Below are 19,776 nucleotides of genomic sequence, written 5' to 3' on the forward strand. Positions count from 1 at the left end.
CGACGGCACCCACCGCGTCCGCGGAGGCGGCGGCCGTGGCGGTGGTTCCGTCCGCTTCCGCCGACGCCGCGGTCGAGGCTCCGGTCGAGGAGGCCGCTCCGGCCGCCGAGGAGACCGAGGCCGAGGCGCCCGCCAAGAAGGCGGCGGCGCGCAAGACGGCCAAGAAGGCCACGGCGAAGAAGGCCGCCACGAAGAAGACGGCGGCGGTGGCCAAGAAGACGGTCGCGAAGAAGACCACGGCCAAGAAGGCGGCGACGAAGAAGACGGCCACGAAGAAGACCACGGTGGCCGCCGAGCAGTCGTCGGCCACGGTCACGGCTTCGACCGACGAGAGCTGAGCCCCTCGGGGCGGGCTCTCGGTCCGTTCCAACCGGTGCCCCTGCCGGGTGGTTTCACCACCGGGTGGGGGCACCGGTGTGTCCGGGGCAGGAGCTCGGTTTGACCCCTTCGGGCATGGCCCCGTAACCTGGACCGTCGGCGTGTCCGTAGGTAGAGACGCGTCACATCCCCGTAAACCTCATTCCTTCCGCGCGCGCCGGGCGCCGTGGGAGAGGCTGCTCGCATGTCGGGCGGCTGGACTGCGGGGGTGCCGTTCCCGAGCGAGAGAGTGAGATCCGCGTGTACGCCATCGTGCGCAGCGGTGGTCGCCAGCACAAGGTTGCTGTCGGCGACATCGTTGAGGTTGACAAGATTTCCACTGCCAAGGTTGGCGACACGGTCGAGCTCTCGACCCTGCTCGTTGTCGACGGCGACGCTGTGACCAGCGACCCGTGGGTGCTGGCCGGCATCAAGGTCCAGGCCGAGATCGTGGACCACCACAAGGGTGTGAAGATCGACATCCTTCGCTACAAGAACAAGACCGGCTACCGCCGTCGTCAGGGCCACCGCCAGCAGTACACGGCGATCAAGGTCACTGAGATCCCCGCGGCTGCGAAGTAAGGGACTGAGGAGACATGGCACACAAGAAGGGCGCATCGTCCACCCGGAACGGTCGCGACTCCAACGCTCAGCGGCTCGGCGTGAAGCGCTTCGGCGGTCAGGTCGTCAACGCCGGTGAGATCCTGGTCCGCCAGCGCGGCACGCACTTCCACCCGGGCTCGGGTGTCGGCCGCGGCAAGGACGACACCCTGTTCGCGCTGAACGCCGGTGCGGTCGAGTTCGGCACCAGCCGTGGTCGCAAGGTTGTCAACATCGTTCCGGCCGCCTGAGTCTTCTGACTCGCCCGGTCTGACGACCAAGGCTTCCGTAGAGCGATTCGTCGAGGCGGACCTCGCTTCTCGTACGGGATTCCGTACGGGAAGTGGGTCCGCCTTTGACGTGTTACAGGTAAGACAGTTCCGAACACCACGCACAGCGCGTATCTGGAGGCACCCACCATGACCACCTTCGTGGACCGCGTCGAACTGAATGTCGCCGCGGGTAACGGAGGCCACGGCTGTGCCTCCGTCCACCGGGAGAAGTTCAAGCCGCTCGGCGGCCCCGACGGCGGCAACGGCGGCCGGGGCGGCGACGTCATCCTGACCGTCGACCAGTCGGTGACGACTCTCCTCGACTACCACCACTCCCCGCACCGCAAGGCCACCAACGGCAGGCCCGGCGAGGGCGGCAACCGGTCGGGCAAGGACGGGCAGGACCTGGTCCTTCCCGTGCCGGACGGCACCGTGGTGCTGGACAGGCAGGGCAACGTCCTCGCCGACCTCGTCGGCCACGGCACCTCCTTCGTCGCCGCGCAGGGCGGCCGGGGCGGTCTCGGCAACGCGGCCCTCGCCTCCGCCCGCCGCAAGGCGCCCGGCTTCGCGCTGCTCGGCGTGCCCGGGGACACGGGCGACATCGTCCTGGAGCTCAAGACCGTCGCCGATGTGGCGCTGGTCGGCTACCCGAGCGCGGGCAAGTCCTCGCTGATCTCGGTGCTGAGCGCCGCCAAGCCGAAGATCGCGGACTACCCGTTCACGACCCTCGTCCCGAACCTGGGCGTGGTGACCGCCGGCGACACGGTCTACACGATCGCCGACGTCCCCGGGCTCATCCCCGGCGCCAGCCAGGGCAAGGGCCTCGGCCTGGAGTTCCTGCGCCACGTCGAGCGCTGCAGCGTCCTCGTCCACGTCCTCGACACGGCGACGCTGGAATCGGACCGTGACCCCGTCTCCGACCTCGACATCATCGAGGAGGAGCTGACGCAGTACGGCGGGCTCGACAAGCGGCCCCGGATCGTCGTCCTCAACAAGATCGACGTGCCCGACGGCAAGGATCTCGCCGAGATGGTGCGGCCGGACCTGGAGGCCCGTGGTTACCGGGTCTTCGAGGTGTCCGCGGTCGCCCACACGGGGCTGAAGGAGCTGTCGTTCGCGCTCGCGGACCTCGTCGGCGGGGCGCGTGCCGCCAAGCCGAAGGAGGAGGCGACGCGGATCGTCATCCGGCCCAAGGCCGTCGACGACGCGGGCTTCACGGTCGTGCAGGAGGCGGACGGGCTCTTCCGCGTCCGTGGCGAGAAGCCGGAGCGCTGGGTCCGCCAGACCGACTTCAGCAACGACGAGGCGGTGGGCTACCTCGCCGACCGTCTGAACCGCCTGGGCGTCGAGGAATCGCTGATGAAGGCGGGCGCCCGCTCCGGCGACGGCGTCGCCATCGGTCCCGAGGACAACGCGGTCGTCTTCGACTGGGAGCCGACCGTCATGGCCGGTGCGGAGATGCTCGGCCGCCGGGGTGAGGACCACCGCCTCGAGGAGCCCCGCCCGGCCGTCCAGCGCCGCCGCGACCGCCAGGCGGAGCGGGACGAGATCCAGAAGGAGTACGACGACTTCGAGCCGTTCTAGGCCTGCCGGGCCCTCGGGCGTCCAGGGTTTCCGCTGCCCACCCCCCCGCCCGGGTCCGGGCGGCGGTGGGCAGCGCAACTCGGCGCTCACGAGGCGCCGCCTGCGTCGTCTGCGCTACCCGTGCCGCCCCGGCGGCGCCATTGCCCGCAGCAGAGGCAGGAGCGGTATTCGACGCCCCGCACACGACGAAGGGCCCCGGAGACATCTCCGGGGCCCTTCGGCTGTTTCTAGGCGAGCGCCTCGCTCGGTTCGCCCTCGGTGAGTTCGTCGCCCGCCTCACGGGGGGACGGGAGATCGTCGACGAGACGGGACTCCATCCGCACGCGGCGGTCGTCGGCCTTGGCGCAGAGCGCCTTCACCGCGGAGTCGAAGCGGACCTGCGACGGCGGGTCGGAGGGGCCGAGCAGCTGTTCCTTGAGGTCGGCGCGGGCCTTGGTGAAGAGGTCCTTCTCCGGGTCGCGGACCGAGTCGAGGAGAGCCGGGACGCCGTCCGCCTCGGGCGTCAGGACGACACCCGCGGAGACCGTCGGGAAGGCCGCGCGGAACGCCGCCTCCGGCAGCCCGGACGTGTTGGCGACCGAGTACGGCTTCTCGCTGGACAGCCAGTCGGAGACCACCGACGAGACATCACTGATCAGCAGGTCCGACGCGTTGAAGCAGGCGAAGATCGCGGGCCGCGCCTCGGTGATGATCCTGTGCTCCCACTCGGGGAACGACGCCCAGTACGCCTTCTCCCAGGCGAGCGTCGCCTCGAAGATCGCCGCCGCACGGTCCCCGCTGGGCGTGCCCTGCAGCAGCATCCGCTCCATCTCGTCCGCGCTGGCACGGAACGACGTGGAGGTCAGCTGATCCAACTCGGCCGTACGGCGGGCGAGTTCGGCCACCGCTTCCGGCCCGGGCCGCGCACCCGAACGCTTCGTGTTGGCCTCGCGGATCATCGCCTTGATGCGCTCGTTCGCGGCCCCCGCGCGCGGGTCGACCGATCCGGTCATCGGGTGCGGCTTGTAGAGCAGCCGGACCTTGTCGTCGGCGAGGAGCCCCCGGACGATGTTCTCGCCGGCCAGGACCACGGACGTGTTGCCGGGGTTGCCGTCCCAGCCCTCCCAGGTGGGGGCGTAGAGGACGGTCGTGTACGTGCTGGTCGGCGGGCCCGCGTACGGGCGGATCGGCGCCAGCTGCGGGCGGCCGACCTCGACGATGTCCTTGTCCTCGACGCCGACGTCGGCGAGCGCGTACCGCTCGCGCGCCGCGGGACCGGCGACCCACACCTCGTCGTACGCCTTCGCGTACGGGTTGCAGGAGGACAGCTTGTCGCTCTCGCCGTGGTTGATGAAGGCGTGCTTGACGGTGGGGATGCGCAGCACCTGGGAGGTCTTCGCGGCGTTGGCCGGGTGCAGCATCATCTTCAGCGTCGAGGTCTCCAGGGAGAACATCGTGGAGACCTTCGGGAAGCAGATGACCGGCACGTCCGTCGCGTCGATCTTCTGGACCATGAAGCGCTCACGAAGCACGATCAGCGGCTTCTCCAGCTGGGAGAGCGTGGAGAGCCACATGTTCGCCTGGTACGCCGACGTCGTACCACCGGAGAAGTACATCGCGGTGGTCGGCCGGTACTCGGCGAGCCACTTGTCGAGCCACTCCATGACCTGCTGCTCGTTCTTCGCGCGCTTCTTCGGCAGCAGCCAGGTCGCCAGGTACGCGGTGCCCGTGACGAGGAGGCCGAGAGCGGCACCGAGGCCGGCGCCGCCCCAGGTGGCGTCCTGCGTGGCCGCGGTGAGCAACAGGCCGGCCGTGATCGGCAGGGAGAAGGTCAGCAGCCGGTGGGCCTGGCGGCGGGCCAGGATGCGCGGTGGGGAGGCGGTCAGGCGCAGCTCGGAGGCGTCGATGTTGCGGGTCACGATCGGCAGGGTCCGGGTGCGGCGCACCAGTACCGAGACGGCCTGGCAGGCGAAGTGCACCGCGTAGAAGACGAGGAGGCCCACCAGGAGCGGGGCCTGCTCGCGCAGCGGGTCGATGCCGTCGATGCGCAGCAGCCCCACCAGGATCAGCATGTCGCGCAGCAGCTGACGCACCAGCGCGTCGAAGCGGACCTTGCTCAGAGTGGCGAGCAGTCCGGGGTCCCGGTACTGCAGGAACGTGTCCAGTACGAGGCCCGCTGCGCCGGCGGCGACGAACACGGGAATGTTCGGCAGCAGCGCGGAGACGATCTGGGCCGTGAAGAGCGCGAACATCGTGAGCAGCGCTGTCAGCTGCGCGATGCGGCGGGGTGCGAGGCCTGCGGAGGGCACGGGCTGGGCTCCTGCGGAGGGTGCGACGGACGGAGGGGGAGGGTGAGTCTGGGGGTGGCCTGAGGAAGGCCGATCCCTGACCGTATGACCTAGCGAGGCCGGGGAGCAATCTTGGGTGGGAACAATCACTGGTAGTCGGACATAACGCCTGCAACCTTGAGAGCTGTCTCAGCATCTCCTCATAAAGGGCTCGGAGGACGGACCGCCCTGAGGGATCGGAGACGGACCGCCCGAAGGGGTTCAGGGACGGACCGCCGCCGTCCGCCCCTCGAAATGAGGACGCGGCCGGTCCGCGCGCTCCCGTAGATTGCGCAGTGCACACACCGGGCTGTTCGGAGCATTGGGGATAGCGTGTCAGCGGCAAGGCAGGGCGTGGCGGAAGCGCACCGGATCGTCGTCAAGGTGGGCTCCTCGTCGCTGACGACGGCGTCCGGCGGCCTTGACGCGGACCGGGTGGACGCCCTGGTGGACGTCCTCGCCAAGGCCCGCAGCGGGGGAGAGCGGGAGGTCGTGCTGGTCTCGTCCGGCGCCATCGCCGCCGGGCTCGCACCGCTGGGTCTGCGCCGTCGCCCCAAGGACCTGGCCCGGCAGCAGGCCGCCGCCAGCGTCGGCCAGGGGCTGCTGGTGGCCCGCTACACGGCCTCCTGCGCCCGGCACGGCATCCGCGTCGGCCAGGTGCTCCTCACCTCCGACGACATGAGCCGCCGCGCCCACCACCGCAACGCCTCCCGCACCCTCGACAAGCTCCTCGCGATGGGCGCGCTGCCGGTCGTCAACGAGAACGACACCGTGGCCACGGACGAGATCCGCTTCGGCGACAACGACCGCCTGGCCGCCCTCGTCGCCCACCTCGTACGGGCGGATCTGCTGGTCCTGCTGTCGGACGTGGACGGTGTGTACGACGGGGACCCCAGCAGGCCCGGCACGTCGCGGATAGCGGAGGTGCGGGGGCCCGGGGACCTCGCGCACGTGGAGATCGGCAGCGCGGGCAAGGCGGGCGTCGGCACCGGCGGCATGGTCACCAAGGTCGAGGCGGCCGCGATCGCCACCGGAGCGGGCATCCCCGTGGTCCTGACCAGCGCCGTCCACGCGGCCGACGCGCTCGGCGGCCGTGACACGGGGACGTACTTCCACCCGACCGGCAAGCGTTCGGCCGACCGGCTGCTGTGGCTCCAGCACGCCTCCACCCCGCAGGGCGCACTCACCCTCGACGACGGGGCCGTACGCGCGGTCGTCGAGCGCCGCACGTCACTGCTGCCGGCCGGTATCGCGGCCGTCGAGGGCGACTTCACCGCCGGCGACCCCGTGGAGCTGCGCGACGGCGAGGGCCGGGCGGTCGCGCGCGGGCTCGTGAACTTCGACGCCAAGGAGATCCCCCAGCTGATCGGCCGCTCGACCCGGGAACTGGCGCGCGAGCTGGGTCCCGCGTACGAACGAGAGGTCGTACACAGGGACGACCTCGTCCTCCTGCGCCCCTGACCAGCGGCCCCACGGAGGGGGCGGAGCAGGGGCCCCGGCGGTGCACGTTCCGTAAAACCGCCACGCGAAGCCCCCGAGCCTGCTCAACTTTGACTCGGGGAGATTCCGCACGACCTATTGCGAAGCACGAAATCGTTGCGAAGGAGGCCGTCGTGAGACGAGTGCGCCCCGGGGCCGCGACGTCCCGTGGTGGTGGTACCTCCCGTGTGGCCGGCGAGGAGCGGACGCTCACCAGCGTCGCCGCCTCGGACACGTACGAGAGCGACAGCGCCGAGAAGCCGCAGGACCTGCCCCGGCTGTGGCACGTCACGCTGAGCGTCTCCGGCGCCGAGGCCCCCCTCAAGGAGGTGCGGCGCGGCCTCGAACAGCTCGCCCACGACCACCCCTTCCTGCTGACCAGCCGCTATGCCCACGACCACGCCGAGATCCGCTACTGGGAGGAGGCCCGCGACCTCCATGACGCGGCCGCCGTCGCCCTGCGCCTGTGGGGCGAGCACCGGCGGACGGCCGGGCTGCCGCCCTGGGAGATCGTCGGCCTGGAGGTCATCGACCGCCAGACGTACCACCATCGGATCGCCGAGGGATACGGGCCGGCCCCGGCCACACCCGTAGGGGTCCATCCCTTCTGACCGTCCGACCGGGAGCCCGACCGTGCCGTCGGGAGTCCCTCGATCGGTGTCCCGCGGCGGTGTCTCGCGCTTTGGAACACGCGATGGACCCCTCCGCCGGGCGCACTACCCTTCCTGTATGACCTCGCTCTCGCCGTACGACTCCATGACGCCGGTCACCCGGGCCGCCTACCGTGCCAAGGCCGCCGCCGCCGACCTCGCGCCGCTCCCGCGCGCCGACAAGGACGACGCGCTGCTCGCCATCGCCGACGCGCTGGAGGTCCGTACGAGCGAGATCGTCGAGGCCAACGCCAAGGACATCGAGCGGGCCCGCGAGGCAGGCACCAGTGAGGCGATCGTCGACCGGCTGACGCTGACCCCGGAGCGGGTCCGCGCGATCGCCGCCGACGTCCGCGACGTGGCCGCGCTGCCCGACCCGGTCGGCGAGGTCGTCCGCGGCTCCACCCTCCCGAACGGCATCGACCTGCGCCAGGTCCGCGTCCCGCTCGGTGTGGTCGGCATCATCTACGAGGCCCGCCCGAACGTGACCGTGGACGCCGCCGCCCTCTGCCTGAAGTCCGGCAACGCGGTCCTGCTGCGCGGCTCGTCCTCCGCCTACGAGTCCAACGCCGCCCTCGTACGGGTCCTGCGGGACGCCGTCGGCGGCGCGGGCCTGCCCGCCGACGCCGTCCAGCTCGTCCCCGGCGAGAGCCGCGAGTCCGTCCGCGAGCTGATGCGTGCCCGCGGCCTGGTCGACGTGCTCATCCCGCGCGGCGGCGCCTCCCTGATCCGCACGGTCGTCGAGGAGTCCACCGTCCCGGTGATCGAGACCGGCACGGGCAACTGCCACGTCTACGTCGACGCGGGCGCCGACCTCGACACGGCGATCGAGATCCTGATCAACTCCAAGGCCCACCGCGTCAGCGTCTGCAACGCCGCCGAGACCCTCCTCGTCCACCAGGACATCGCCCCCGAGTTCCTGCCCCGCGCCCTCGACGCGCTCGCCGACGCCGGGGTCACGGTCCACGCCGACGAGCGCGTCCTCGCCTTCGCCAAGGAGAGCCGGGCCACGGTCGTGGAGGCCACCACGGAGGACTGGGAGACCGAGTACCTGTCGTACGACATCGCCGCCGCCGTCGTCGACTCGCTCGACCGGGCCGTGGAGCACATCCGGCTGTGGAGCTCCGGCCACACCGAGGCGATCGTGACGACCTCCCAGCAGGCCGCCCGTCGCTTCACCCAACTGGTCGACTCCACGACGGTCGCCGTCAACGCCTCGACCCGGTTCACCGACGGCGGTCAGTTCGGTTTCGGCGCGGAGATCGGCATCTCCACGCAGAAGCTGCACGCCCGGGGCCCGATGGGCCTGCCCGAGCTGACCAGCACGAAGTACATCGTCACGGGCGACGGACACGTCCGCCGCTAGCCGGCGCGGGTCTTGTGGGGCGCCGGTCCGTTCCTGTGAACAGCCTGGCGCCCAGCCGGCAAATCGGATGAATTTCCTTACCGTCTGCCCAAATTGACCACTCCGGTCTACGCTGGATCCGTGCCGGAGGACGTGGGGGGCACGCCGTTCCCGGACGGCTGGGAGCCCGACGACGACCGCGACCGCGGGGGTATGGACGAAGAGTTCGCCTCCGTGGTCTTCGACGAGGACTTCGTACGGGCGGCCGTGGTGCACGAGCCGACCGCGATCGAGCGCCTGCTCGCAGCGGCGGAGGCCCGTGCCGCGGCCCAGGAGGCCGAGGCCCGCCGGGCGCACTCCAGAAACGCCCGCGGCGACGACGACCGTTACGACGACGGCTTCGGCACGGATTTCGGTCACGGCCGCGATGACGAGCTGGAGGACCTCGACGACCCCGAGATCCTGGAGGGCCGCTACGGCGCCGACGGGGCCTACGGCAGGCCGTACGGCAAGCAGACCCGCTGGCACCGGCCCGTCGCCTGGATCCTCGCCCTCGTGATGGGTGTCGGCATGGTCGCGCTCGCCTTCACCGCGGTCTACCGGGGCGCCTCCTCCGGCCGTGGCGACCAGGTCCCGCCTCCCGCCACCACCGGCGTCGAACCGGGCACCCCGACAGGGCCATCCGCCTCCGCGGACTACTCCCGGCCGGTGGTGTCGGCGGACCCCCGCACACCCTGAAGCGGCCTGGGGCGAGCCCTGAGGGGCGGTTCGCCGCTTCCGCGTGAACCTGGTGAGGACCTGTCACAACTTGTCGTGTGGCAGCGCGTTTACCGAGGCCCCAGGAGACCTACTCTCCTTGTATGGGCGGGCCTGGAAACCCACCTGAGGGGACTCCCGAGGGCGCCCCCGGCGGTGGCGAGGACGAATACCGATCCGTCGTCTTCGACGAATCGTTCGTCCGTGCTGCCCGCCTCCAGGAGTTCTCCGCCCAGGAGCGCCTCTCCGACCACGCCCCTGCCGTCCGCCGCCGCCCGCCCATGCGCCGCGGCCTCTCCCGGCAGGCCCTGGTCCTCGTCCTCCTGGTCGCCCTCGCCTTCGGCACCGCGATCTACATGGGCGTCCGCCACCCGTACGACACCCCTGCGGCGAAGCCCACCGAGCCGCTCCGGATGACGGTGATCCCGCTGTCCCCGCAGTCCGCGGTGCCCGGCGCCCAGGACGCCGAGACGCTGTACGCGCACAGCCCGGCCGCCCAGTTCCGCGTCGGCGCCGAGGGCATCACGATGCCGGCCACCCGGCGCACCGAACACTTCACCGACAGTCAGGTCGTCTCCGCGCTGACCATCGCCAAGGAGTACCTGGTCGCCTCCGCGCTCGACCCGGAGGTGCTCGGCGGCACCACCGTCCAGCCCGTGCGGCGGCTGCTCGACTCGGAGCAGCTCGACCAGTTCGAACAAAGTTTCGATCATCCGGCGGCCGACGGACGGCACGCCCCCACCGGCTGGCTGGTCCGCTTCGACCCGTCCCGCGCGCAGCTCGCCGACCGCAAGATCCGTGTCCAGGGCACCCTCCAGGCCGCCGAGTTCGACTCCGGCACCCTGGAGGTCGTCGCCGCCCACACCCTCGTGTACGCGCTGCGGCCGCCGGGCGACAGGGCCGCGGGGCAGGCCTCGCTGTTCACCGTCCGGCGCGAGCTGCACTTCCGCTTCGACCAGGACGACCTGCGCACCCACCAGGTCGAGGTCGTCGTCTCCTACGTCCAGGCCGGACCGCTGGCCTGCGCCGACGACGCCACGAACCACCTGCGCCCGCTGCTCGCCGGACAGACGGCCAAGGAAGGCGGCCCGTCCGCCGGCACCGACCCGTACGGCACGGGCGCCGCCACGGCCTTGTGCGGCACCCTGGCGGAGAGTGCGCAGCCGAAGGTGTGAGGCGCGGCCCCCGCCCCATCCTCAAGGGGCTGCGCCCCTTTGACCCCGCTTCTGCGTGTTCTTCTGCTGCGGGTGGCGGGGCTTCTCGCGCGGTTCCCCGCGCCCCTGAGGGACACGGCCCCTGCGGGCCGTGAAAAAAGCCAGGGGCGCAGCCCCGCTTTTCAGGGGCGCGGGGAACCCCGCGACCAGCCCCCACACACCCGCAGCCGAAGAACCCACGCGCCGCGCGCTGCTCCTGTGGTCAGGCGCGGCGGTCGCCGTGCGTCACTCGTCGTCCCGCGGCCTGTCCTCCTGGGCGGTGTCCGTGCCGCCGCCCTGACCGGAGTCGGTGTCGGTGGCCGTCTCGCTGCCGCCGCGCGACTTCGTGGCGTTGCCGAAGCCGCGCCGGACCCGGCCGCCGAGGTCGCCCGCGCCGCCCGCGATGTCGGTGACCAGCTTCATCAGCGGGTCCTTGGAGTTCTTCACGCTGCTCGTGTAGTGGGTGGCCGACTCGCGGAAGGAGTCGGTCACCGAGGTGTCCTTGTCCTCGCTGCGCCGCGGGTAGTGCCCGTCCATGACCCGCTGGAAGTCGCGGGACTCGGCCCACTTCTTCAGCTCGGCCGCGCGCACGGTGGTGAAGGGGTGCGAGCGGGGCAGCACGTTGAGGATCTTGAGGACGGAGTCGCGCAGGTCGCCCCCGGCCTCGTACTCCTCGGCCTGCGCGAGGAACGCGTCCACGTTCATCTCGTGCAGGTGGTTGCCGCCCGCGATCTTCATCAGACCGCGCATCGACGCCTGGACGTCCTGGCCGACCAGCAGGCCCGCACGGTCGGCGGACAGCTCCGACTTGCGGAACCACTCGCGCAGCGCGGTCACGATCGCCATGATCGCGATGTTGCCCAGCGGGATCCAGGCGATCTTCAGGGCGAGGCTCGTCAGGAAGAGCAGTATCGTCCGGTACACCGAGTGGCCGGAGAGCGCGTGGCCCACCTCGTGCCCGATGACGGCCCGCATCTCCTCCTCGTCGAGCAGCTCGACGAGCCCGGTGGTGACGACGATGATCGGCTCGTCCAGGCCGATGCACATCGCGTTCGGCTGCGGGTCCTGATTCACGTACATCGGCGGGACCTTCTCCAGGTCCAGGATGTAACACGCGTCCCGCAGCATGTCGTTGAGGTGGGTGAACTGCTGGTCCGAGACCCGTACGGAGTCGGACAGGAACAGCAGCCTGAGGCTGCGTTCCGGCAGCAGACCGCTGAGCGCCTTGAACACGGTGTCGAAGCCGCTGAGCTTGCGCAGCGCCACCAGCGCCGAGCGGTCCGCGGGGTGTTCGTACGCCCGCGAGGAGATCCCCTCGAAGCGCCTGCGCTGCCTGCTCGGCACGTTCTCGTGCCCGTTCTGCTCGTGGCTGTCGTCCGGCATGTTTCCCCCATGCGTCTGTTTGCCCAAGTTGCCCCCGAAGCGAGGACCAGCCTAGGCGGAGTTACCGTGGCAGGGCATCAACCGTAAGGAGCGATCTCATGGGGCATCTCCCGCACCTGCCCGCGTCCGCCTGGCTCACCGAGGCCGCGGACTTCGCCGCCAAGGAACAGGGAGCAGGCAACCTGCTGCGTGTGGTGCTGATCGTGATGGTCCTGGGCTCCGTCCTGATGGCGTGGTTCCTTCTGCGGGGATACAAGCGGGACGACTGACGCCCGCCGACGGGAAGGACGTACGGGGCACGCGAACGGTTGCTCGTACGCGAAGTACGCGCCCGGCGGCGCCCGCGTTCACTCCTGGGCGGAGTCGACGTGATCGCGGCCGAGGCTCCCGCTTACGATGGGCGGGTCTCCATCCCGTTCCCACCACCGGATAGGTCACGCCGACGATGAGCCTCCACAGCACCGCTGCCGACTTGGTCACTTTCGCCGCCGAGGGCGGCGGGGAGCACGCCGGCAACCACGAGAGCCTGAGCCCCTACCTGACCGGCGGCGGAGCCTTCTTCGCCCTGATGCTGCTGCTGTGGATCACCACCCGCTTCAACCGCGATCGCTAAACCGCGCAAAAAGACGTTCGAACGGCACGCGTCGGCCGGGCCGGTAGGCTCTCCACGCATGGGAGAGCAGGAAATGCCTACCGGTCCGGAGCACGACAAGGCGGCGGACCAGGCGTACGACACCACGGACGGCCAGGCCGAAGGCGCCCCCGGCGCACCGGGAAACCGTCCGTCGGAGCCCGGCCGACGCCGTCTCGGCGTCATGGGCGGAACGTTCGACCCGATCCACCACGGGCACCTCGTGGCGGCCCAGGAGGTCGCCGCTCAGTTCGGTCTCGACGAGGTCGTGTTCGTGCCGACGGGTCAGCCGTGGCAGAAGTCGCACCGCTCGGTCTCGGCGGCCGAGGACCGCTATCTGATGACGGTCATCGCCACGGCCGAGAACCCCCACTTCTCCGTGAGCCGCATCGACATCGACCGCAAGGGCCTCACCTACACCATCGACACCCTGCGCGAACTGCACGAGCTCAACCCCGAGGCCGACCTCTTCTTCATCACCGGCGCCGACGCGCTCGGCCAGATCCTCACCTGGCGCGACGCCGAAGAACTCTTCTCCCTCGCGCACTTCATCGGGGTCACCCGTCCGGGGCACACCCTGACCGACCCGGGCCTGCCCGCGGGCGGGGTCTCGCTGGTCGAGGTCCCGGCACTGGCCATCTCCTCCACGGACTGCCGTGCGAGAGTCGCCAAGGGCGATCCCGTCTGGTACCTGGTGCCGGACGGTGTGGTGCGCTACATCGACAAGCGGCAGCTGTACCGCGGCGAGTGAGGCGAGTGAGCCGAGAGGGGCACCGGTGAACGACCGATACGACGCCGGCTACGGAGGCGACCAGAGCTACGAACTCGTCGGCTACGACGAGTACGGGCAGCCGGTGTACCGACAGGCGCCCGCCCAGCAGGTGCCTCAGCAACAGGCGTACGACCCCTACGGGACACAGCAGCCCCAGGAGTACGGCCAGGGTTACGGCTACGGCTACGACCCGTACGCGACCGGCCAGGTCCAGCAGCAGCACCCGCAGGGGTACGGCACGGGCTACGACACGGGCCAGCAGGCACCGGCGCCCGTCTACGACCCGTACGACCCCTACGGGCAGACCGCGGCCACCGGCCCGCAGGCCCCCGTCGCGGAGCAGACCGCCTACATCCCGCAGCAGGCGGCACCGCCGGAGACCGCCGAGAAGGGAGAGCCCCGGACCGGTGACACCTTCCCGGAGCGGGACACCACCCAACGGGACACCACCCAACGGGATACCGGCGAACGGGACTTCCACACCGAGCAGTTCGCCTTCGTCGAGGAGCCCGACGGCGACTCCGAGGACGTCATCGACTGGCTGAACTTCACCGAGAACCGCACCGAGCGCCGCGAGGAGGCCAAGCGGCGAGCCAAGAGCCGACTGGTCGCCCTGGTCGTGGTCCTCGCCCTGGTCGCGGTCGGCGGCGTCGGCTACATGTGGTGGGCGGGCATGCTGCCCGGTGCCTCCTCGGACGAGCAGACCGGCACCACGACCTCCGCGGCCGCCCAGAAACGGGACGTGGTCGTCGTCCATCTGCACGACACCAGGAACGGCGGCACCTCCACGGCGCTGCTCGTCGACAACGCCACCACCGAGCGGGGTGCCACCGTCCTGCTCCCCAACGCCCTCGCCCTGACCGGCGACGACGGCACCACGACGACTCTCGCCAAGTCGGTCGAGGACGACGGCTCCTCCGGCACCCGCGACGCACTCGACACCGTCCTCGGCACCGATATCGAGGGCACCTGGCGGCTGGACACCCCGTATCTGAACAACCTCGTCGGGCTCGTCGGCAACATCGACATCGACACGAACGCGAACGTGCCCGACCCCGAGGCGAAGAAGAAGACCGAGGCCCCCCTCGTCACCAAGGGCAAGGCACAGACCCTCAGCGGCAAGATGGCCGTCGCCTACGCCACCTACCGGGCGTCCGGCGAGTCGCAGGACGCGCAGCTGAAGCGGTTCGGGCAGGTCATGCAGGGCGTGCTGCGCAAGCTGTCCTCCGACGAGCAGGCCGCCACGGTCACGGTGCAGACGCTCGCCCAGATCCTCGACCCCTCGCTCAGCGACAAGGACCTCGGCACCTTCCTCGCCAAGCTCGCCGACCACGCCAAGGGCGGTGACTACAGGACCGAGTCGCTGCCCGTGCAGCAGGACGGCACGCTCAGCGCGGAGGACTCCGACAGCGTGGTCAAGGACCTGCTCGGCGGCGCCGCGAAGAGCCCCGACGCCGGGGACGCCGTCCGGGTCGGCATCCGCAACGCCACCGGTGTGAAGGACGCCACCGAACAGGCCCGCGTGGTCGTCCTCAACGGCGGCTACACCTTCCTCGACGCCGGCGCCACCGCCACCGCCCGGGCGACCTCCGAGGTCACCTACTCCGACGCGGCCCGCAAACAGGACGCCGTCGAGGTCGCCAAGACCCTCGGCCTCCCGGCCGGCGCCGTGAAGAAGGGCGAGACCACCTCCAACGCCGACGTCTCCGTCGTACTCGGCCAGAACTACGAGACGACGAGCACGACGGGGGAGACCGGGACGACGGGAACCACGGGCTGATCGGACCGGCATGATCAGCGATCAGGCCCCTGAGCCGCCGCATCGGCGCCGCTCGGGGGCCTGATCGATTAACACGTGGGGCGGTGTCGGTGGGCCGTGAGACCCTTGGGGTAGCCCGTGAGGGTTCCTGACCGACGACCGAAAGCCGTGAAGTGACCGCCACCGACCGCTCTCTCGAGCTCATCACCACCGCCGCGCAAGCGGCCGCCGACAAGCTCGCGCACGACGTCATCGCGTACGACGTCAGCGATGTGCTGTCCATCACGGACGCCTTCCTGCTCGCCTCCGCGCCCAACGACCGCCAGGTCAAGTCGATCGTCGACGAGATCGAGGAGCGCTTGAACAAGGAGCTCGGCGCCAAGCCGGTCCGCCGCGAGGGCGACCGCGAGGCCCGCTGGGTGCTGCTGGACTACGTCGACATCGTCGTCCACGTCCAGCACAGCGAGGAGCGGGGCTTCTACGCCCTGGAGCGGCTCTGGAAGGACTGCCCCGAGCTGGAGCTGCCCGCCGACGCCAAGGCCACCCGGGGCAAGGGCGCGGAGCACGCCAAGCTGCGCGCCGCCGAGGAGGAGGCCGAGCTGGACGGGGAGCTGCGGTGACCGCGGGCGGCGACACGGCCGTCCGCAAGGGGAGGGGCCGCCGCCTCATCCTCTGGCGGCACGGCCAGACCTCGTGGAACGTGGAGCGCCGCTTCCAGGGCACCACGGACGTCGAGCTGACCGAGACCGGTCTCGGTCAGGCCCGCCGCGCCGCCCGGCTGCTCGCCTCCCTCAAGCCCGACGCGATCGTCGCCTCCGACCTTCGGCGGGCCGCCGACACGGCCGCCGAGCTGGCCGCGCTCACGGGCCTGGAGGTCAGCCACGACGAGGGCCTGCGCGAGACCTACGCGGGCGTCTGGCAGGGGCTCACCCACGACGAGATCATCGCCCGGCACGGCGAGGAGTACGCCGCGTGGAAGCGCGGCGAGCCCATCCGGCGCGGCGGCGGCGAGCTGGAGACCGAGGTCGCCGACCGCGCCGCCCCCGTGGTGCTCCGGCACGCCGACAAGCTCCCGGAGAACGGGACTCTCCTGGTGGTCAGCCACGGCGGCACCATCCGCACCACCATCGGGCGCCTCCTCGGCCTGGAACCCCACCACTGGGAAAGCCTCGGCGGCCTCTCCAACTGCTGCTGGTCCGTCCTCGGCGAGGGCGCCCGAGGCTGGCGGCTCCTGGAGCACAACGCCGGCACGCTGCCCGAGCCGGTGCTCGGCGACGACGACTGAGTCCCGTTCGCGGCCTCGTACCGGGGCCGCGGCCCGGATTTCACTTTCCGGCTGGTCGCAGGCTAAAGTTCTTCTTGTTCGCCCCGCCGAGCGGGGCCGGAACAACACGCGGCTTGACCGCGTGGCTCAAGGGGCTATAGCTCAGTTGGTAGAGCGCCTGCATGGCATGCAGGAGGTCAGGAGTTCAATTCTCCTTAGCTCCACAGATCGGTACAGAAGATCCCGTTCCCGCAAGGGGGCGGGATTTTTCGTGTGTGACCTGCGTCCCTTCTTGAGCACGCACCGCCCCGGAGGCGTATACCTCTGCGGACGACCTTCTTTCCCGCTGCTTGCCCGGACTGGTACGAAGGCGTCGCTGACCGTATTGGTCCGGCCGTGGCAGAATCAAACGGCCGGAAGGGGGCGCGGCCCGACGGGAGGGAGAAGCGATGCCTGCGAGCATCCGCGGGAGGGTCCACGACCTTTCCGTAGCGGTGGTGATGCGGAGTAGGACCACCCTCCTCTGCCCTACCTGCGGCTCGCTCCACGTGGCCCAAGTCCTCGGTGACAACGGAGGGATCTCCTACGTGTGCACGGCCTGCGGCCACAGCTGGAGCTGATCGATGGGTGCACACAGGAGAAAGTGCGACTGGTGCGGCAGCGGCACGCCCATCGTCCGCGACATGGAGCCCGTCAACGCCGACTACCAGTACTGGTGCGAGGAATGCGCACGGGCGCTGATCATAAAAGGCGACCCCATCGAGACGTACCGCGAACTGGAGGGTGAGCCGATCTACGGCCGGCTCCTCGAAGAGCACTGCACACTCAAACGCTTCTACTCGTTCGTGACGGCCTGAGCGCCAACTCGGCGCCCCTGCCCGCCAGCCGTCTGCCGCAGGGCCGCCACGGGTGCCACAGTGCCCTCGTGGCGGCGGTCGTGGGCAGGGGTGTGACGGTGGATGCGTGGTGGGTGCTTCGGTATCCGACATTCATCCCAAAACAACCTGTAATTCGTACCCGGCGGAATCGATTTGGTGGTGTGCGTGGGGGACCGGTAATGTTGGCGTCGTCGCCAGGGAGACCCGGTGGACAGCACGGCAAGGGGCTATAGCTCAGTTGGTAGAGCGCCTGCATGGCATGCAGGAGGTCAGGAGTTCAATTCTCCTTAGCTCCACAGAAAAGACCCCGTCCAAGTGGACGGGGTCTTCGCGTTGTTGGCGATGCGAACGACGGTTCCGGAGAAGAGACGAGAGAACGGAACAAGGAGGGCGGGGCACCCCACTGCAGGGTGCCCCGCCCTTCGGCGTGCTTCAGCGACCGCTGCCCAGGGCCCGGCGGCCGCGGCCCTGGGAGAGGACCGGGAGGTTGCGGGACGGGGCGGAGGCGCGGTTGTCCTCCTCCAGGCGCAGGGCGAGCGCGGGGCAGCGGCGCACCGCGCGGAGGGCCTTGGCCTCGGCGTACTGGGGGACCTTCGCCTGGGCGACGGTGGGGAAGCCGTCGGCGCCGAGCTGGAAGACCTCGGGGAGGATGTCGGCGCACAGGCCGTGGCCCCGGCACAGGGTCCAGTCGACGAAGATCTTCTGACGGCTGCCGGTCTCATCCTCGGGTGCGCCGCCCGCGATGCCCGTCGGCATCCTGCCGCCCTCGAAGAGCGGCAGCACACCTTCCACGGGGCGCCCGCAGCCGTTGCCGAGGACGTGCGCGGCGAGGTCGTCCGTGAACGCCTTGACGGTCGATTCCAGGAACATCGCGGAGCCGTCCGGGTGCGAGCACGCGCCGCGCCGCTTGACGTTCTTCGCGACCTGCTTGAGGGCCTCCAGAGCGGCCGGACCGCCGCCGTTGAGGATGTCCTCCATGCCGCGCGCGGCGGCCGGCAGACCGAGGTAGCAGGGACCGCACTGTCCCGCGCTCTCCTCGGCGAGCCACTTGGCGACCTGGAGCGACTCGCCGAGCGGGCAGGTGTCCTGGCTGATCGGCAGGATCGCGCCCGCGCCGAGCGCACCGCCCACCGCGTCCAGCGAGTTGCGCGAGACGACCGCCTCGTTGACCGTCGCCGCGTCGATCCACTTGCCGTGGTAGCCGCCGGTCAGCACGCCCTGCGGGACCGGCGGCGCGCCGGCGAGCTGCAGGATGTAGCGCAGCGGCACGCCGGTGGGCGCCTCGATCACCATGGGGCGGGCGACCGCACCGGACACGGTGAGCATGACGGTGCCCGGCTCGTCGTACAGGCCGGTGTTGCCGTACCGCTCGGAGCCGATGCGGGCGCCGATGGCGAGCTGGGCGAAGGTCTCGGCGTTGGAGAGCAGGGTCGGCGCGCCGCCGACACCGCTCTTGGACGCGCTGGTCTTGCGGCCCGGCGGGATGGGCGGGCCGCCGTCGATGGAGCGGATCAGCGAACCGGCGGCGCCGGTGACCATGCGGACCGGGTTGCGCTGCACGCTCGCGCGGATCGCCGCGCCGCGCCGGTTGCTCAGCCCACGCTCGGCGAGGGCCGCCTCCATCGATCGCTCGGTGGATTCACGTGTCACCCCGATGACGAGCTGACGGGCGCCCAGGGCCTCGGCGACCAGCAGGGCGCCGTCCAGGATGAGGTGCGGGGCACGGTTGATCAGCACCGTGTCCTTGCGGCAGGCGGGTTCGTCCTCACTGCCGTTGACGACCACGACGGGCCGGATGCCGCGCTTGATCGCCGACTCGGCGACCGACCGCAGTTTCTTGTGGAACGGGAAGCCCGCGCCGCCCCTGCCCTTCAGGTTGATCCGCTCGGACAACTGGGCCAGAGCCTCGCCGCCCATCGGTTCGAGCGGACCGTGCACCTTCAGGTGCATGGGGAGGTCGAGTCTCTCGACGAGGTCGAAGCCCGAGGTGAGCTGGGGGAGCCCCACCACTCGGACTTCGGGGACGTCGGGAAGGGCCTCGTTCACTTATATCCTCCGGAAGGCGCGTTCCAGGGTTCGCCTGAGCCCGGCTGGTTGTAATCCTCGTAGCCGGGCAGCGTTTCAGTGGCGGGACCGCTGTTGTACGTGTCGTTCGGGTTGTACGTGCCGTAGGGGGCGTTCGTCTCAGCCGTTCCGTAGGAAGTTTCGGAAGTGCCCGTGTTGTACGTCTCGCCCTGGTAGGTCTGGCCCGGGTAGGCCTGGCCCTGGTACGTCTGCCCACCCAACGGCTGTCCGGCGAAGGTGTCCTGCATCGGGTCGTACGACGACGGGGGAGCCTCACCGACCGGCGGCGGGGACGGGGCCGGCCAGCGTGTGCCCGTGCCGGCGCCGTCGTCCATGCGGGGCATGGCCTGCGTGGGCTGCATGTCCAACGGCGGCTGCTGCTGGGTCAGATAGGGCGCCGTGGGCTCCTGGGCGCGCGGGGTCATCGACACCGCGCGGTACGCGGCCGCGAAGCCGGGGCCGTTGTCGGCGGAGGCGGCCGCC

The 19,776-nt window shown here is 70.6% G+C and carries 19 protein-coding genes, 2 tRNA genes and 1 pseudogene; 18 read left to right on the top strand and 4 right to left on the bottom strand.

The window, feature by feature from the left end:
• The 4 genes from AWZ10_RS18365 to obgE form a co-directional block, all read left to right on the top strand.
• Positions 1-338, top strand: a 338-nt coding sequence (locus AWZ10_RS18365) for a hypothetical protein (protein ID WP_208618518.1), incomplete at its 5' end; no start/stop codon positions are given.
• A 280-nt stretch (positions 339-618) separates the two neighbouring features.
• Positions 619-939, top strand: coding sequence for a 50S ribosomal protein L21 (gene rplU, locus AWZ10_RS18370; RefSeq protein ID WP_006374708.1), 321 nt, complete (start codon positions 619-621; stop codon positions 937-939).
• Between the two features lie 14 nt (positions 940-953).
• Entirely contained in the window at positions 954-1,208 is a 255-nt protein-coding gene (rpmA, locus tag AWZ10_RS18375; protein ID WP_020115438.1) for a 50S ribosomal protein L27, read from the top strand.
• A gap of 168 nt (positions 1,209-1,376) precedes the next feature.
• On the top strand, positions 1,377-2,813 hold the full coding sequence (obgE, locus tag AWZ10_RS18380; RefSeq protein ID WP_046707948.1) for a GTPase ObgE: 1,437 nt from the start codon (positions 1,377-1,379) through the stop codon (positions 2,811-2,813).
• A 227-nt stretch (positions 2,814-3,040) separates the two neighbouring features.
• Here the strand turns inward: obgE and AWZ10_RS18385 are convergent, their stop codons facing one another.
• Positions 3,041-5,101 (bottom strand): hypothetical protein, encoded by a 2,061-nt coding sequence (locus AWZ10_RS18385; protein ID WP_060891599.1) that lies wholly within the window; start codon positions 5,099-5,101, stop codon positions 3,041-3,043.
• Positions 5,102-5,452: 351 nt separating this feature from the next.
• Between AWZ10_RS18385 and proB the strand changes: the two genes are divergently transcribed.
• The 5 genes from proB to AWZ10_RS18410 all read left to right on the top strand — a co-directional run bounded on the left by proB (position 5,453) and on the right by AWZ10_RS18410 (position 10,524).
• Positions 5,453-6,580, top strand: a complete 1,128-nt coding sequence (gene proB, locus AWZ10_RS18390; RefSeq protein ID WP_173531633.1) for a glutamate 5-kinase — start codon at positions 5,453-5,455, stop codon at positions 6,578-6,580.
• Between the two features lie 161 nt (positions 6,581-6,741).
• Positions 6,742-7,209: a hypothetical protein gene (locus AWZ10_RS18395; protein ID WP_046707945.1), complete on the top strand. Its 468-nt coding sequence runs from the start codon at positions 6,742-6,744 to the stop codon at positions 7,207-7,209.
• Between the two features lie 118 nt (positions 7,210-7,327).
• Positions 7,328-8,614 (top strand): glutamate-5-semialdehyde dehydrogenase, encoded by a 1,287-nt coding sequence (locus tag AWZ10_RS18400; RefSeq protein ID WP_046707944.1) that lies wholly within the window; start codon positions 7,328-7,330, stop codon positions 8,612-8,614.
• 120 nt (positions 8,615-8,734) lie between these two features.
• Positions 8,735-9,331, top strand: coding sequence for an SCO2584 family spore wall biosynthesis protein (locus AWZ10_RS18405; RefSeq protein WP_046707943.1), 597 nt, complete (start codon positions 8,735-8,737; stop codon positions 9,329-9,331).
• 122 nt (positions 9,332-9,453) lie between these two features.
• Positions 9,454-10,524, top strand: a complete 1,071-nt coding sequence (locus AWZ10_RS18410) for an SCO2583 family membrane protein (protein WP_046707942.1) — start codon at positions 9,454-9,456, stop codon at positions 10,522-10,524.
• 264 nt (positions 10,525-10,788) lie between these two features.
• Here AWZ10_RS18410 and AWZ10_RS18415 read toward each other — a convergent pair whose 3' ends face one another.
• Positions 10,789-11,925: a M48 family metallopeptidase gene (locus AWZ10_RS18415; RefSeq protein WP_046707941.1), complete on the bottom strand. Its 1,137-nt coding sequence runs from the start codon at positions 11,923-11,925 to the stop codon at positions 10,789-10,791.
• 98 nt (positions 11,926-12,023) lie between these two features.
• Between AWZ10_RS18415 and AWZ10_RS52395 the strand changes: the two genes are divergently transcribed.
• The 9 genes from AWZ10_RS52395 (at position 12,024) to AWZ10_RS18450 (ending at position 17,525) form a co-directional block, all read left to right on the top strand.
• Positions 12,024-12,194 carry a hypothetical protein gene (locus AWZ10_RS52395; protein WP_037703041.1) on the top strand — a complete coding sequence of 57 codons (171 nt, stop codon included), beginning with the start codon at positions 12,024-12,026 and terminating at the stop codon, positions 12,192-12,194.
• Between the two features lie 176 nt (positions 12,195-12,370).
• Positions 12,371-12,538 (top strand): hypothetical protein, encoded by a 168-nt coding sequence (locus tag AWZ10_RS50275; protein WP_046707940.1) that lies wholly within the window; start codon positions 12,371-12,373, stop codon positions 12,536-12,538.
• A 58-nt stretch (positions 12,539-12,596) separates the two neighbouring features.
• Positions 12,597-13,307, top strand: a complete 711-nt coding sequence (gene nadD, locus AWZ10_RS18420) for a nicotinate-nucleotide adenylyltransferase (protein WP_046707939.1) — start codon at positions 12,597-12,599, stop codon at positions 13,305-13,307.
• 25 nt (positions 13,308-13,332) lie between these two features.
• Positions 13,333-15,108 carry an LCP family protein gene (locus AWZ10_RS18425; protein WP_060891600.1) on the top strand — a complete coding sequence of 592 codons (1,776 nt, stop codon included), beginning with the start codon at positions 13,333-13,335 and terminating at the stop codon, positions 15,106-15,108.
• 152 nt (positions 15,109-15,260) lie between these two features.
• Complete coding sequence (gene rsfS, locus AWZ10_RS18430; RefSeq protein WP_037703034.1) at positions 15,261-15,707, top strand: ribosome silencing factor; 447 nt, start codon at positions 15,261-15,263, stop codon at positions 15,705-15,707.
• Positions 15,704-16,372 (top strand): histidine phosphatase family protein, encoded by a 669-nt coding sequence (locus AWZ10_RS18435; RefSeq protein WP_037703033.1) that lies wholly within the window; start codon positions 15,704-15,706, stop codon positions 16,370-16,372. Before rsfS ends, AWZ10_RS18435 begins: the two co-directional genes overlap by 4 nt.
• Before the next feature lie 130 nt (positions 16,373-16,502).
• Positions 16,503-16,575 (top strand) — tRNA-Ala (locus tag AWZ10_RS18440).
• A gap of 399 nt (positions 16,576-16,974) precedes the next feature.
• On the top strand, positions 16,975-17,208 hold the full coding sequence (locus AWZ10_RS18445) for a hypothetical protein (protein WP_005479297.1): 234 nt from the start codon (positions 16,975-16,977) through the stop codon (positions 17,206-17,208).
• Between the two features lie 244 nt (positions 17,209-17,452).
• Positions 17,453-17,525, top strand: a tRNA-Ala gene (locus AWZ10_RS18450).
• A gap of 136 nt (positions 17,526-17,661) precedes the next feature.
• On the opposite strand, the gene AWZ10_RS18455 is transcribed toward AWZ10_RS18450, so the two are convergent.
• Both AWZ10_RS18455 and AWZ10_RS18460 read right to left on the bottom strand, forming a co-directional pair.
• Positions 17,662-19,275 (bottom strand): NADH-quinone oxidoreductase subunit NuoF family protein, encoded by a 1,614-nt coding sequence (locus AWZ10_RS18455; RefSeq protein ID WP_060891601.1) that lies wholly within the window; start codon positions 19,273-19,275, stop codon positions 17,662-17,664.
• Positions 19,272-19,776: pseudogene (locus AWZ10_RS18460) on the bottom strand (cytochrome b/b6 domain-containing protein); the annotation flags it as partial. The pseudogene AWZ10_RS18460 and the gene AWZ10_RS18455, both read right to left, overlap by 4 nt.

The organism is Streptomyces europaeiscabiei (assembly GCF_001550375.1).
Lineage (GTDB): Bacteria > Actinomycetota > Actinomycetes > Streptomycetales > Streptomycetaceae > Streptomyces > Streptomyces europaeiscabiei.